This window comes from Pseudomonas sp. FW300-N2F2, from assembly GCF_017351655.1.
Lineage (GTDB): Bacteria > Pseudomonadota > Gammaproteobacteria > Pseudomonadales > Pseudomonadaceae > Aquipseudomonas > Aquipseudomonas fluorescens_AA.
Genome location: NZ_JACNDQ010000001.1, coordinates 2,716,650 through 2,732,797, shown reverse-complemented (window position 1 = coordinate 2,732,797; position 16,148 = coordinate 2,716,650). Strand labels below are relative to the sequence as shown.

Sequence of the window (16,148 nt, the reverse complement as noted above, 5' to 3'; positions counted from 1 at the left end):
AAAACCTCAATCGATTCTGCAAGCAGGTGCTCCGAAATGGATTCGTCGACCGATATGTTGCCTACCCAAGACTCCGCGTCCCACGAGTTGGCGTCCGTCCAGCAGGGCATCTGGCTGGATCAGCTCGCACACCCGGACCTGCCCTACTACAACATCGGCATGTCCCTGGAGATCAAGGGCCAGATCGACATTGCATTGTTCGAGAAAGCCATCGAGCTGGTCGCCAACCGGCACGACACCCTGCGCCTGAGCTTCAGTCATGAAGGCGGCACCGGCCGCCAGCGCGTGCTGCCCGAGGTCAAGGTGAACCTGGAGGTGGTGGAGTTCTCCGAGGCCGACGCCGAGGCCGGCCTGGCCATGGACTATCTGCGCAACGCCTTTCGCCAGCCCTTTGAATCATTGACGGGCCGGCTCTGGGAGGCACGCATGGTCCGCTGCGGCCCGAACCGCCATTACTGGCTTGCCCGCTACCACCACCTGGTCACCGACGGCATTGGCGTGGCCCTGATCGGCCATGCCGTGGGGACGGCCTACAATGCGCTGCTGGCCGGCAACGATGAAGTCGCCCAAGGGCATTCCTACCTGTCGTTCCTGGAAGATGACCGGGCTTACCTGGCCTCGTCCCGCTATGAGCGCGACCGCCAGTTCTGGCAGGAAACCTACGCACAGATGCCGCCGTCGCTGCTGCAGCGCCGGGCCGATTTCAAGACAGGCCAGGCCAATGAGCTGGCCCCCAGCGCCCAGGTCCAGGCGATGCTGCCCCGGGCGCTGTACAACGCGTTGACGCAATTTTCCAGCGAACGCAGCCTGTCGGTCGCCCATGTGCTGATCAGCGTGGTCGCCACCTATTTCTGCCGCACCGTGGGCGTCGACGAAATCGTCATCGGCATGCCGGTGCATAACCGCACCACTGCCCGAGCGAAAGAAACCGCAGGCATGTTTTCCTCGGTCAGTCCGATCCGCCTGCCCGTCGACTTCGACGCCTCGCTGCTGGACCTGATGCACGCTGCCGGCGGGCAACTGCGCCGCTGCTACCGTCATCAGCGCTTTCCCATCGCCGAGCTCAACCGCACCCTGCGCCTGGCACAGACCGGGCGTCGACAGCTGTTCGACGTGTCACTGTCGTTCGAAAGCCTGGACGGCGACGATCAGTTCGGCGGCACCTCGTCCACGGTCATCACCATGGACAACGGCTACGAGCAGACGCCCATGGCGATCTTCGTGCGCGATTATCATCCGTTCGAAGACGTCCACCTGGATTTCAACTTCAACACCGCCTACTTCAGCCTGGAAGAGGCCCTGCACCTGCAACAACGCATCGTCTCGATGCTCGAGGCCGTGCTGGAACAGCATGCAACGCCCGTGGGGCAGTACCCGCTCATGAGCCACGTCGAGCAGCAACGCGTGCAAGTCGAATTCAACGCCACGGCCCGCGACTATCCGCGGGATGTGTTGATCCACCAGTTGTTCGAACAGCAAGCCCGGCAGCGTCCGCACGCCTGTGCCGTGCGCGGCGATACCGGGCCGTTGCTCAGTTATGAACAACTCAACCGCCAGGCCAATCGGTTGGCCCATCGCCTGATCGAGCTGGGCGTGAAACCCGATGACCGAGTGGCCGTGAGCCTGAGGCGGGGACCGGAAATGGTCGTCGCCCTGCTGGGGATTCTCAAGGCTGGGGCGGCCTACGTGCCCATCGACCCGGACCTGCCGAATGCACGCCAGGCATTCATGCTCGACGACAGCAGCCCGCGGGCCGTACTGACCAGCCAGGCGTTGCAAGGCCTGCTGCCAGCCTCGAGTGCGCCGCTGCTGGCCCTCGATGATCACGCACAACTGGCCGCTCAACCCGAACACGACCCAGACCCGCAAGTCCTTGGCCTGCGCCCCACTCACCTGGCCTATGTGCTCTACACCTCCGGCTCCACCGGCACCCCCAAAGGGGTGATGAATGAACACCTCGGCGTGGTCAACCGTCTGCTATGGGCCCGGGATGAATACGGCGTCGATGCCAACGACCGTGTGCTGCAAAAGACCCCGTTCGGTTTCGATGTGTCGGTCTGGGAATTCTTCCTGCCGCTGCTGGCCGGCGCCGAACTGGTCATGGCCCGCCCGGGCGGCCATCAGGAACCGGACTACCTGGCCCGGCTGATGCGCCAGGCCAGCGTCACGATGTTGCACTTCGTGCCGTCGATGCTCGACCTGTTCCTCGAACACCATGACGGGCAGGCCTTCCCTGACCTGCGACGCGTGTTGTGCAGCGGCGAAGCCCTGCCCCGCAGCCTGCAACGGCGTTTCGAACGGCAGTTGCCAGAGATCGAGCTGCATAACCTCTATGGCCCGACCGAAGCGGCCATCGACGTGACGGCCTGGCAGTGCCGCGCCAGTGATCCTGGCGAAAGCGTGCCCATCGGCCGGCCGATCGCCAATATCCAGATGTACGTGCTCGATGGCCGTGGCGCACCACAACCGTTGGGTGTCGCCGGGGAAATCCACATTGGCGGTATCGGCGTGGCCCGGGGTTACCTGAACCAACCGCAATTGAGCGCCGAGCGCTTTATCGCCGACCCGTTCAGCACCGAGCCGAACGCGCGCCTGTACAAGACCGGCGACCTCGGCCGCTGGCTCGCCAACGGCGCCCTGGAGTACTTGGGCCGCAACGACTTCCAAGTGAAGATCCGAGGTTTGCGCATCGAAATCGGTGAAGTCGAAGCGGCCCTGGCGTTGTGCCCGGGTGTTCGTGAAGTGGTGGTCATTGCCCGGGAAGACCACCCCGGGCAGTCGGAAAGCAAGCGCCTGGTCGCCTATGTCTGCGGCGAGCCGATCCCGGCCGAACAACTGCGCAGCACCCTGCTCAAGCACCTGCCCGAATACATGGTGCCCAGTGCCTTCGTGCACCTCGATGCCTTGCCCCTGACCGCCAACGGCAAGCTCGACCGCCGCGCCCTGCCGGCCCCCGGCCTGGATGCCCTGGCGAGCAAAACCTATGAGGCGCCCCAGGGCACCACTGAAATCGCCCTCGCCGAGATCTGGAAAGACCTGCTGCAACTGGATCAGGTCGGCCGTCACGACGGCTTCCTCGAACTCGGCGGCCATTCCCTGCTGACCGTGCAGTTGCAGGCTCGCCTGCACCAGGACCTCGGCGTCGAGATCGACCTGCGCACCCTCTTCAGCCAAACCTCGCTGAGCGAACTGGCCCTGCGGGTGGAACAGGCCGGTCACTCCCACGTCCAGCCCATCGACGTGGTGTCCCGCGAGCAAGCGTTGCCGCTGTCCCTGGCCCAGCAACGCCTGTGGTTCCTCGATCAACTGGACCACGCCGCCAGCGTCGCCTATCACATGCCCGCCGCGCTGCACCTGCGCGGTAGCCTGGATCGCAACGCCTTGCAACGTGCCCTGGACCGCATCGTCGCCCGCCACGAAAGCCTGCGCACCACCTTCGAACGCCGTGACGGCGAGGTCCGCCAGCGCTTCGCCGCCACCGACAGCGGCTTCGCCTTGCAGGAACACGACCTGCAAGGCCTGGACGCCGAAGCCCGGCAAACCGCCGTCACTCAACTCACCCAGGCCGAAGCCCGGGACGCCTTCGACCTGAGCCAGGGACCGCTGATTCGCGGCCGCCTGCTACGCCTGGCCGAAGACGAACACATCCTGCTGGTGACCCAGCACCACATCGTCTCCGACGGTTGGTCGGTGGCGGTGTTGATCGGCGAGTTCAATACGCTCTACGCCGCGTTCAGCCAGGGCCTTGACGATCCGCTGCCACCCTTGGCCCTGCAATACGCCGACTACGCCAACTGGCAACAGCAGCACCTGCAAGGCGAACGCCTGCACGCCCAGGTCGATTTCTGGAAAGCCCACCTGGACGGCGCCCCGGCGCTGCTGGAACTGCCCAGCGACCACCCGCGCCCCCAGGTGCAAAGCTACCAAGGCGCCGCGCTGGCCCTGCAACTGCCCGCGCCGCTGAGCAGCCGCTTGCGCCGTTTCAGCCAGCAACAGGGCCTGACCCCGTTCATGACCCTCCTCGGCGCCTGGTCGATCCTGCTCTCGCGCCTGAGCAACCAGCCGCAGGTGGTGGTCGGCACGCCGGTCGCCAACCGCCCACGCCGGGAAACCGAGGCGTTGATCGGCTTCTTCGTCAACACCCTGGCCCTGCGCATCGACGTGCAGGCCCACAGCCGCGTCGACCAGTTGCTGGAACAGATCAAGACCACCACCCTCGACGCCTACAGCCACCAGGACCTGCCATTCGAACAGGTCGTCGAAGCCTTGCAACCGGAGCGTAGCCTCGGCCACAGCCCGCTGTTCCAAGCCATGCTGGTGCTGGGTAACACCCCGCGCGACCAGGCCTTGGAATTGCCGGGCCTGAGCCTGGCCCCACTGCCCCAGCCCACCGGCACCACCCAGTTCGACGTGAGCCTGTCCCTCAACGATGACGGCGACTGCATCAACGGCCAGTTCGAATACGCCACCGACCTGTTCGACGCAAGCACCATCGCCCGTTGGGGTCAGCACCTGCTGCACCTGCTCGACGCCCTGCTCGACGATGCGACGCAGCCGCTGGCGACCCTGCCGTTGCTGGACAATGCCCAGCGCCGGCAACTGCTCGGCGGTTTCAACCAGACCCATGCCCCCTTCCCCGAGGGCAGGCTGGTGCATGAGTGGTTCGAACAGCATGCCCAGGCCCAACCACAGGCCATCGCGGTCCAGGCCGAGGGCACCCGACTCAGCTACGCCGAACTCAATGCCCGGGCCAACCGTATCGCCCACCGCTTGATCGCCGCCGGCCTGCGCCCGGATGAGCGAGTGGCGCTGCTGGTGGAACGCAGCCCCGAGATGATCATCGGCATCCTGGCCATCCTCAAGGCCGGCGGTGCCTATGTGCCGCTGGACCCGAATTATCCGCAGGATCGCTTGCAGCACATGCTCAGCGACAGCTCGCCTCGGGTCCTGCTCAGCCAGGGTCTGCTGGTTGAACAACTGCCGCCATTGCAGATTACGCAGCTGTTGCTGGACGACACGAGCGAAGGCGATGACCACAACCCACGGATCGAAGGCTTGACCTCGCGGCACCTGGCCTACGTCATGTACACCTCCGGCTCCACAGGCAAACCGAAAGGCGTGATGCTCGAACACCGCTCGGTATGCAACCAGATCGGTGCCCTGCAAGAGCGCTATGGCCTCAACCCTCGTGATCGCATCCTGCAATTCGCCACCATGACGTTCGACATGTCGGTGGAAGAGATTTTTGGTGCATTGCTCTCCGGCGCCACCCTGGTACTGCGCAGCGATGCCTGGATTGCCGGCACCGCTGCCTTCGCCTCGCTGTGCGAACAACATGGGATCACCGTTGCGAACCTGCCAACGGTGTTCTGGCAACAGGTCAGCCGCGACCAACATGTGCCGCTGCCGACTTCGTTGCGCCAGTTCATGATCGGTGGCGAAGCGGTGGGCAAACAGGCCGTGAGCCAATGGTTCGCCCGCGCCGGCCATCGCCCGGCGCTGTTCAACGCCTACGGCCCGACCGAAGCCACCGTGAATGCCTCGATCCGCCTGATGGAAAGCGACCACGACGATTTCCGCTCCATCGGCAAACCGGTGCGCAACGCCCAACTGCATGTCCTCGATGCCAACGGCAACCTCGTCCCGCTCGGGGTCGCCGGCGAGATCCACATTGGCGGCGTCGGTGTCGCGCGCGGTTACCTCAACCGCCAGGCGTTGACGGCCGAACGCTTCATCGCCGACCCGTTCAGCACCGACCCGGATGCGCGCCTGTACAAGACCGGCGACCTCGGCCGCTGGCTGGCAGACGGCACCCTGCAGTACCTGGGACGCAACGACGATCAAGTGAAGATCCGCGGTTTCCGCGTAGAACTGGGCGAGATCGAAGCCATCCTCGCGGGCTGTGCCGGTGTACGTGAAGCAGTGGTGGTGGCCCAGGAAAGCCAACCCGGCCAATCGGACAGCAAGCGCTTGATCGCTTACCTGTGCGGTGAACCGGTGCCGGTGGAGCACTTGCGCAGCGTCTTGCTGGCGGCCCTGCCCGAATACATGGTGCCCAGCGCCTTCGTCCAACTCGAGGCCCTGCCACTGACGCCCAACGGCAAGCTCGACCGCCGCGCCCTGCCCGCGCCGGGCCAGGAAGCGTTCGCCAGCCGGGCCTACGAGGCCCCACGGGGCGAGATCGAACGGATCGTCGCGACGGTCTGGCAAGACCTGCTGGGCATCGAGAAAGTCGGCCGGCATGACCGGTTCTTCGAACTCGGCGGGCATTCGCTGCTGGCCGTGAGCCTGATCGACCGCCTGCGCCAGCATGGCCTGAGCGCCACAGTGCGCACCGTGTTCACCGCACCCAGCCTGCGGGAAATGGCCCAGGCCCTGAGTCGCGGCGATGAAGTCTTGTTCCTGGCCCCGGCCAATCGTATCCCGGCCGATTGCACGGCGCTGACGCCGGACATGTTGCCCCTGGTGGAACTGACCCCGGCACAGTTGGAACGGATCGTCAGCGCCGTACCTGGCGGGGCCGCGAACATCCAGGACATCTACCCCCTGGCCCCCTTGCAACAGGGCATCCTGTTCCATCATCTGCTGGGACACGAAGGCGACGCCTATCTGGTGCGCTCGATGATCGAGTTCGACAACCGCCAGCGCCTCGATGCCTTCATCGCCGCCCTGCAACAGGTGATCGACCGCCACGATATCCTGCGCAGTGCCGTGCATTGGGTCGGACAGCCGCAAGCGGTCCAAGTGGTGCAGCGCCAGGCCGGGCTGCCGATCCATCCCATCACCCTGGCGGCCGATGAGGACCCACGCGTCCAACTGGAGCGCTTGAGCGATCCGCGCCACCTGCGCCTGGATTTGCAACAGGCCCCCTTGATGCGCGCCTGCATCGCCCAGGACCCGCAGTCCGAACGCTGGTGGCTGGCCCTGCTGGACCACCACATGATCAGCGACCACGTGTCCCTGGGCATCGTCCTCGAAGAAATCCAGCTGTTGATGCAGGGCCAGGGCGCCAATCTGCCGACGCCCATGCCTTATCGGGAGTTTGTCGCCCAGGTACTCGCCACGCCGCCCCAGGCCCATGAAGCCTATTTCACCCGACGCCTGGCCAGCATCGAGGAGCCCACCGCTCCGTTCGGTGTGCTGGATGTCCAGGGCGACGGTGCCCAGGTGGTGGAGACCAGCGTGCGCCTCGACCGGGCCCTGAACCTGCGGATCCGCGCTCAATCGCGCCTGGCCGGGGTGACGCCGGCCGTGCTGTTTCATATTGCCTGGGCCCAGGTGCTCGCGCGCTGCACCGGCCGCGACGACGTGGTGTTCGGCAGCGTGGTCGCCGGACGCCTGCAAGGTTCACTGGGCGCCGATCGAGCCCTTGGGGTGTTCATCAACACCTTGCCGGTCCGGGTGCAACTGGCCGGGTTCAGCGCCAGTGCGCTGGTGGACGAAACCTATCGCGACCTCAGCGAACTGCTCGCCCACGAACAGGCCTCCCTGGCCCTGGCCCAACGTTGCAGCGGTGTTGGCGCGGGCCTGCCGCTGTTCACCACGCTGCTCAACTACCGCCACCAGACCGACGGCGGCTCGCTGGCCAACGAAGACCAGGTCCTGGCCTGGGACGGCGTGCGGTTCCTGAGCAACGAAGCGCGCACCAACTACCCGATCGAAGTGGCCGTGGCGGATGAAGGGGACGACTTCTCCGTGACCGCCCAATCCATCACCGGCATCGACCCGCAACGCATCGCCGCCTACCTCGCCCAGGCCGTGGCCGCGCTGGTCGAAGCCCTTGAACAGGCCCCCGAGCGCCTCGCCAGCGATCTGGACGTGCTCCCCGACACCGAGCGGCAATTGCTGCTGGCGGACTTCAACCACACCGCCACGGATTTCGGCACGGCGCAACCGATCCAGTACCTGTTCGAAGCCCAGGTCCAGGCCAACCCCGACGCCGTGGCCCTGGTCTGCGAAAACCAACAACTGACCTACCGCCAGCTCAACCGTCGCGCCAACCACCTGGCTCGGCAGTTGCTCGAACTGGGCGTCGAACCCGATCAGCGCGTAGCAATCTGTGCCGAACGCAGCCTGGACATGATCGTCGGCCTGTTGGGCGTGCTCAAGGCTGGCGCGGCCTACGTGCCCATCGACCCGGCTCATCCCGCCGAGCGCATGGCCTTCATGCTGCAGGACAGTCAGCCTCGGGCGCTATTGACCCAAGTGGCCCTTACCCTGCCGTCCGGCGAGCTGCCGCTGTTGTTGCTCGACACAGTTGATTCGCGGCGATCTGCCGATGACGCTGCTTTTGATGCCAATCCGCAGGTAGCGGGCCTGACACCCGAGCACCTGGCCTATGTGATCTACACCTCCGGCTCCACCGGCCAGTCCAAGGGCGTGATGGTCGAGCACCGTTCGGTGTTCAACTTCTGGCAGGTGCTGACCCGCACCACCCACCAGCATTGCCCAAGACCAGCCACCGTGGCCCTGAATGCCGGGTTCTTCTTCGACATGTCGATCAAGGGCATCGCGCAGCTGTTCTCCGGTCATCGGCTGGTGATCATCCCGCAACTGATCCGGGCCAGCGGCCACGAGTTGCTGGACTTTCTCGAACAGCATCAAGTGCATGCCTTCGACTCCACGCCGTCGCAGCTCGATACCCTGCTCGCCGCCGGCCTGCTGGAACGCCAGAGCTACCAGCCAGTCAGCGTGCTGCTTGGCGGCGAGGCGATTAACGCCGCGACCTGGGAGAAACTGCGCAACTGCCCAAGCATTCGCTTCTACAACATGTACGGCCCGACCGAATGCACGGTAGACGCCACCATCGACTTGATCCGTGACCTGGGCGAACGCCCGAGCATTGGTCGGCCGATTGCCAACGTCCAGGTGCACGTGCTTGACACCCACGGCCAACCGACGCTGTTGGGCGTGGCCGGTGAGCTGCACATCGGCGGTGCCGGCGTGGCCCGGGGTTACCTGAACCGGCCGGAGCTGAGCGCCGAGCGCTTTATCGCCGACCCGTTCAGCAGCGAGCCGAACGCACGGCTGTACAAGACCGGCGACCTCGGCCGCTGGCTAGCCGACGGCGCCCTGGAATACCTGGGCCGCAATGACTTCCAGGTGAAGATTCGTGGGTTCCGCATTGAGTTGGGGGAAATCGAAAACGTCTTGCTCGGCTGTGCCGGTGTCACCGATGCCGTCGTGATTGCCCGGGAGGACAATCGCTTGGTGGCATACCTGTGCGGCGAACCAGCCAACGCAGAACAACTGCGCAACACCCTGCTCAAGCACCTGCCCGAATACATGGTACCCAGTGCCTTCGTGCACCTCGATGCCTTGCCCCTGACCGCCAACGGCAAGCTCGACCGCCGCGCCCTGCCGGCCCCCGGCCTGGATGCCCTGGCGAGCAAAACCTATGAGGCGCCCCAGGGCACCACTGAAATCGCCCTCGCCGAGATCTGGAAAGACCTGCTGCAACTGGATCAGGTCGGCCGTCACGACGGCTTCCTCGAACTCGGCGGCCATTCCCTGCTGACCGTGCAGTTGCAGGCTCGCCTGCATCAGGATCTCGGCGTCGAGATCGACCTGCGCACCCTCTTCGCCCAGGCCTCGCTGAGCGAACTGGCCCTGCGGGTGGAACAGGCCGGTCACTCCCACGTCCAGCCCATCGAGGTGGTGTCCCGCGAGCAAGCGTTGCCGCTGTCCCTGGCCCAGCAACGCCTGTGGTTCCTCGATCAACTGGACCACGCCGCCAGCGTGGCCTATCACATGCCCGCCGCGCTGCACCTGCGCGGCAGCCTGGATCGCAACGCCTTGCAACGCGCCCTGGACCGCATCGTCGCCCGTCACGAAAGCCTGCGCACCACCTTCGAACGCCGTGACGGCGAGGTCCGCCAGCGCTTCGCCGCCGACAGCGGCTTCGCCTTGCAGGAACACGACCTGCAAGGCCTGGACGCCGAAGCCCGGCAAACCGCCGTAGCGCAACTCACCCAGGCCGAAGCCCGGGACGCCTTCGACCTGAGCCAGGGACCGCTGATTCGCGGCCGTCTGCTACGCCTGGCCGAAGACGAACACATCCTGCTGGTGACCCAGCACCACATCGTCTCCGACGGTTGGTCGGTGGCGGTGTTGATCGGCGAGTTCAACGCGCTCTACGCCGCGTTCAGCCAAGGCCTTGACGATCCGCTGCCACCCCTGGCCCTGCAATACGCCGACTACGCCAACTGGCAACAGCAGCACCTGCAAGGTGAACGCCTGCACGCCCAGGTCGGTTTCTGGAAAGCCCACCTGGACGGCGCCCCGGCGCTGCTGGAACTGCCCAGCGACCACCCGCGCCCCCAGGTGCAAAGCTACCAAGGCGCCGCGCTGGCCCTGCAACTGCCCGCACCGCTGAGCAGCCGCTTGCGCCGTTTCAGCCAGCAACAGGGCCTGACCCCGTTCATGACCCTGCTCGGCGCCTGGTCGATCCTGCTCTCGCGCCTGAGCAACCAGCCGCAGGTAGTGGTCGGCACACCGGTCGCCAACCGCCCACGCCGGGAAACCGAGGCGTTGATCGGCTTCTTCGTCAACACCCTGGCCCTGCGCATCGACGTGCAGGCCCACAGCCGCGTCGACCAGTTGCTGGAACAGATCAAGACCACCACCCTCGACGCCTACAGCCACCAGGACCTGCCATTCGAACAGGTCGTCGAAGCCTTGCAACCGGAGCGTAGCCTCGGCCACAGCCCGCTGTTCCAGGCCATGCTGGTGCTGGGTAACACCCCGCGCGACCAGGCCTTGGAACTGCCTGGCCTGAGCCTGGCCCCGCTGCCCCAGCCCACCGGCACCACCCAGTTCGACGTGAGCCTGTCCCTCAACGACGACGGCGACTGCATCAGCGGCCAGTTCGAATACGCCACCGACCTGTTCGACGCAAGCACCATCGCCCGTTGGGGTCAGCACCTGCTGCACCTGCTCGACGCCCTGCTCGACGATGCGACGCAGCCGCTGGCGACCCTGCCGTTGCTGGACAATGCCCAGCGCCGGCAACTGTTGGAAACCTTCAACCCGGCCGGTGCTGCCCTGGACGAAAGCCCGAGCCGCTTCCCTCACGTCGTGTTCGAGGCCCAGGCGAGCCTCACCCCGGACGCCGTGGCGCTGGTCTGCGCCGGGGAGACCCTGAGCTATGCCGAACTCAACGCCCAGGCCAACCGCGTCGCCCACGGCTTGATCGCACTGGGTGTGCAGCCCGACGACACCGTCGGCCTGTGCGCGCGCCGTAGCCCGCACATGCTGATCGGCCTGCTGGGTATCCTGAAAGCCGGCGCGGCCTATGTGCCGCTCGACCCGCAGTACCCGGCGCAACGGCTGGCCCACATGCTGGCCGACAGCAAGCCGCGGGTCCTGGTCCACCAACCCGGACTGGACGAGTTACCGGTGCCACAAGGCCTGGCGACGCTGGAACTGGGCAGCGCGCCCCTGGCCCAGGCCCCGACCCACAACCCTCAGGTGAAGGGACTGGGTTTCAGTCACCTGGCCTACGTGATCTACACCTCCGGCTCCACTGGCTTGCCCAAAGGGGTGATGGTCGAACATCGCGGCCTGCGCAACCTGCTGGACTGGTACCTCGAGGACCTGGCTTTCCACGCCGGCGACGCGGTGCTGCTGGCGTCCTCCTACAACTTCGACCTGACCCAGAAAAACATCCTCGCACCGCTGATGGTCGGGGCCACCCTGCACCTGGCCGCCGAACCCTTCAACCCCGGCGCCATCGTCGTCCAGGTCGCCGAGGCCGGGATTACCCACCTCAACATGTCGCCCAGCGCCTTCCACGCACTGGTGGACGCCGACCACGGGCAAGCCCTGGCCTGCCTGAAACGGGTGGTCCTGGGGGGCGAACCGATCCAGGTCGCGATGCTGGAAAAACTCGCCCAGCCACGGCCGACGGTGATCAACAGCTACGGGCCGACCGAGTGCAGCGACGTGGTCGCCTGGTACATCGCCGACAGCGACCTGACGACCTACCGGCACCAGTCGATCCCCATTGGCCGGCCAGTCCGAAACATGCAATTGCACGTGCTGGACGCCCACGGGCAACTGTTGCCAGTGGGCGTGCCTGGCGAGATCCATATCGGCGGTCTCGGTGTGGCCCGCGGTTACCTCAACCTGCCGCAACTCAGCGCCGAACGCTTCATCGCCGACCCGTTCTACGGCAAGGCCGACGCACGCCTGTACAAGACCGGCGACCTCGGCCGCTGGTTGCCTGACGGCACCTTGCAGTACCTGGGGCGCAATGACGATCAGGTGAAGATCCGCGGCCTACGAGTTGAACTCGGGGAAATCGAAGCCGCCCTCGCCGCACTGGCGGGTGTGCGCGAAGCCGCCGTCATCGCTCGCGAGCACTCGTCCGGCCAGCGTCTGGTTGCCTACCTGTGTGGCGAGCCGGCCGCCGCCGGGCAATTGCGCGCCGAACTGCTCAAGCGCCTGCCCGAGCACATGGTGCCCAGCGCCTTCGTCGTGCTCGACACCTTGCCGCTCACGCCCAATGGCAAGCTCGACCGCCGCGCCCTGCCCGAACCGGATCAGGACGCCTACGCCAGCCGGGCCTTCGAGGCGCCCGAGGGGCGCGTCGAACTGATCATTGCCGGGATCTGGCAAGCCCTGCTGGGTGTCGAGCGCATCGGGCGTCATGACGGCTTCTTCGAGCTGGGCGGCCATTCGCTGCTGGCGGTCAGCCTGATCGAACGCCTGCGCGAACAAGGCTTGCACGCGGATGTCCGGGCGATCTTCAGCAGCACGTCCCTGGCCGAACTCGCCCAAGCCCTGACGAACGCCCCACAAGCGGCGTTCCAGGCACCGGCCAACCGCATTCCGCCCGCGTGCACAGCCCTGACCCCGGACATGCTGCCGCTGGTGGAGCTGACCGCAGACCAACTCGAACGTCTCGTCGGCGCCGTACCTGGCGGTGCCGCGAACATCCAGGACATCTACCCCCTGGCACCGCTGCAACAGGGCATCCTGTTCCATCACCTGCTGGGGCACGAAGGCGACGCCTACCTGGTGCGCTCGATGCTGCAGTTCGACAACCGCCAGCGCCTCGATGCCTTCACCGCCGCCTTGCAGCAGGTGATCGATCGCCACGACATCCTGCGCACCTGCGTGCATTGGGACGGTTTGCCTCAACCGGTGCAGGTCGTACAGCGCCAGGCGCGCTTGCCAGTGCACAGTGTTTCCCTCGACAGCCACAAGGACCCCCTCAGCCAGCTCGAAGCCCTGAGCGATCCGCGGCAACTGCGACTGGATCTGCGCCAGGCGCCGCTGATGCGTGCCTGCATCGCCCAGGATCCGCATTCCGAGCGCTGGATGCTGGCGCTGCTCAACCACCACATGGCCAGCGACCACGTGACCTTGGAAATCGTCCTGGAAGAAATCCACGCGATCCTCCATGACCAAGCCGAGGGCCTGGCGGCACCGCAACCCTATCGTGACTTCATTGCCCAGGCCCAGGCCGTCCCCGCCGACGTCCACGAAGCCTATTTCAGCCGCCGCCTGGCCGATGTGGATGCACCCACCGCGCCCTTCGATCTGCTGGAGGTACAAGGCGACGGCCGTCACATCGAGGAAGCCAATGTGACCTTGAGCGTCGAGCTCAACCTGCGTCTGCGGGCCCTGGCCCGGGAGCGGGGCATCACCCCGGCGACGCTGTTCCATGTCGCCTGGGCGCAGGTGCTGGCCCGCTGCACCGGCCGCGATGATGTGGTGTTCGGGACCGTGGTCGCCGGGCGCCTGCAAGGCTCGGCCGGGGCCGAACGGGCCTTGGGCGTGTTCATCAACACGCTGCCAGTGCGCGTGCCACTGACCGCCGGCGCCAACGAACAGGTGCTGGCCACTCACCGAGACCTGGTCGAACTGCTGACCCACGAACAGGCCTCCCTGGCCCTGGCGCAACGTTGCAGTGGCGTGCCCAGTGCCTTGCCGCTGTTCACCACCTTGCTCAACTATCGGCACCAGCGCGACGACAGCCAGCTGCAATGGCCCGGCATGCGCATCCTGGACAGCGCCGAACGGACCAATTACCCGCTGACCCTGTCGGTCAACGACTACGGCGACTCCCTGGGCCTGACCGTGCAAAGCGTGCAGGCAGTGGACCCGCAGCGCATCTGCGCCTTGATGCAACGGGCGCTGGAGCAACTGGCCCAGGCCTTGATGTACACGCCTCGGATCCCACTCACGCAGTTGGACGTGCTGCCTGCCCAGGAGCGCACCCTGCTGCTGGACACCTTTAACCAGACCGAGGTGGATTACCCGACCGGCCTGTGCATTCAACAACTGTTCGAAGAACAGGTTCGCCGCACGCCAAACGCTTGTGCATCCCTCGACGGCCGCCAATCCCTCAGTTATGCCGAACTCAACGCCCAGGCCAACGGCCTCGCCCAGCAATTGATCGCGGCTGGAGTCTTGCCGGGGGACCTGGTGGCCATCTGCGTCGAACGCGGCGTGGCGATGATCAGTGGCCTGTTGGGCATCCTGAAGGCCGGGGGCGCCTACGTGCCGCTGGACCCGACCTACCCCGCCGAGCGCCTGGCCTCGATTATCGAGGACGCCAGGCCGCGCCTGTTGCTGGCCGACCCGGTCGGTCGCGCGGCCGTGGGCACATTGCAGGAAGGCACTCGCTACCTGGCCATCGAACGGGCGCTGGCGACACCGTCGAACAGCCGCGATCCCCAACCCGATAGCGTCGGCCTGACGCCTGAGCACCTGGCCTATGTGATCTACACCTCCGGCTCCACCGGCAAGCCCAAGGGCGTGATGATCGAGCACCGCAACCTGGTGACCTCGACGCTGGCCCGGGGCACGGTGTATGGACCGGCGACCGGCAAGCGCTTCCTGCTCTTGTCGTCGATTGCCTTCGACAGTTCCGTCGCCGGGATCTTCGGTACGCTGGTCAGTGGCGGCACCTTGTGCATCCCGGATGCCGAAACCGCCCGCGACCCCGAGGCCATCGCCCGCTTCATTGGCGAACAGGCCGTCACTTCGCTGCTGTGTGTGCCGTCCCTGGGCCGCCTGGTGCTGGCAAGCCTTGCCAGCAGCAACGGCCATGGCAGCCTGCAGGAGATGATCGTCGCCGGCGAAGCCTGTCCCGCGCAGTTGGTGCAGGAATGCACCGGGCTTGAGCCGGCGATCACTTTGTACAACGAGTACGGCCCCACCGAAGCCACCGTCTGGACCACGGTGCATCGCTGCACCGCCGCGGACTTGGGCGCGGTGCCCATCGGGCGGGCGATTCCCAACAGCCGCCTGTACGTGCTCGATGAACAGCGCCAGCCGGTACCGCTTGGCGTGCCGGGCGAACTGTACGTGGGCGGCGCGGGGGTTGCCCGCGGCTACCTGGACCGGGCGGCACTGAACGCCGAACACTTCCTCAGCGACCCGTTCGCCCCGGGCGACGAGCCACGGATGTACCGCACCGGCGACCTGGTGCGCCTGCGCGCCGATGGGGTGCTCGAATTCCTCGGGCGTAACGACCAGCAGGTCAAGATCCGCGGTTTCCGTATCGAGCCCGGTGAAATCGAGGCGCTGATGCTGACCCTGCCGGGGGTGCGCGAGGCCGCGGTCATCGCTCGCGAAGACACGCCGGGGGCGACGCGCCTGGTGGCTTACCTGAGCGTCGAGCCGCACCTGGCTGGCCGTAATGCCAGCAGCACGCTACGGCCTTACCTGACTTCGCAGTTGCCGGACTACATGGTCCCGGCGGCGTTCGTGGTGGTCGAGCGGTTGCCGTTGAGCCCCAATGGCAAGCTGGACCGGCGTGCCCTGCCCGCGCCCGGCAATGAAGACTTTGCCCGTAGCCAGTACGAAGCGCCCAACGGTGAAACCGAGACACTGCTGGCACAGCTCTGGGCCGACTTGCTGGGCCTGGAGCGGATCGGCCGGCACGACGACTTCTTCGAACTCGGCGGTCACTCGCTGCTGGCGGTGCAAGTCACGCTCCGGGCGCGGGAAATCTTCGGCGTCGAAATGCCGCTCAGGGGGGTGTTCGAACACCCCTCGCTGCTGGCCCTGGCCGACCTGATCAACACCCTGCAACTGGCGCAGTACGAGTCGGATGAATTACTCGACCTGCAACAAGAAATGGCTTCGCTGTCTGAAAGCGAACTGCTCGCTATCGTCTCCAAGGATGCTTAATA

At 66.0% G+C, this 16,148-nt stretch carries 1 protein-coding gene; it reads left to right on the top strand.

What is annotated here, in order from left to right; translation table 11 throughout:
* Positions 1–36 precede the first annotated feature (36 nt).
* Complete coding sequence (locus tag J4E63_RS11765; RefSeq protein ID WP_207282063.1) at positions 37–16,146, top strand: non-ribosomal peptide synthetase; 16,110 nt, start codon at positions 37–39, stop codon at positions 16,144–16,146.
* Positions 16,147–16,148 lie beyond the last annotated feature (2 nt).

Excerpts from the sequence above, each read along its gene's own strand:
- J4E63_RS11765 (WP_207282063.1), top strand. The coding sequence starts at position 37 with ATGGATTCGTCGACCGATATGTTGCCTACCCAAGACTCCGCGTCCCAC.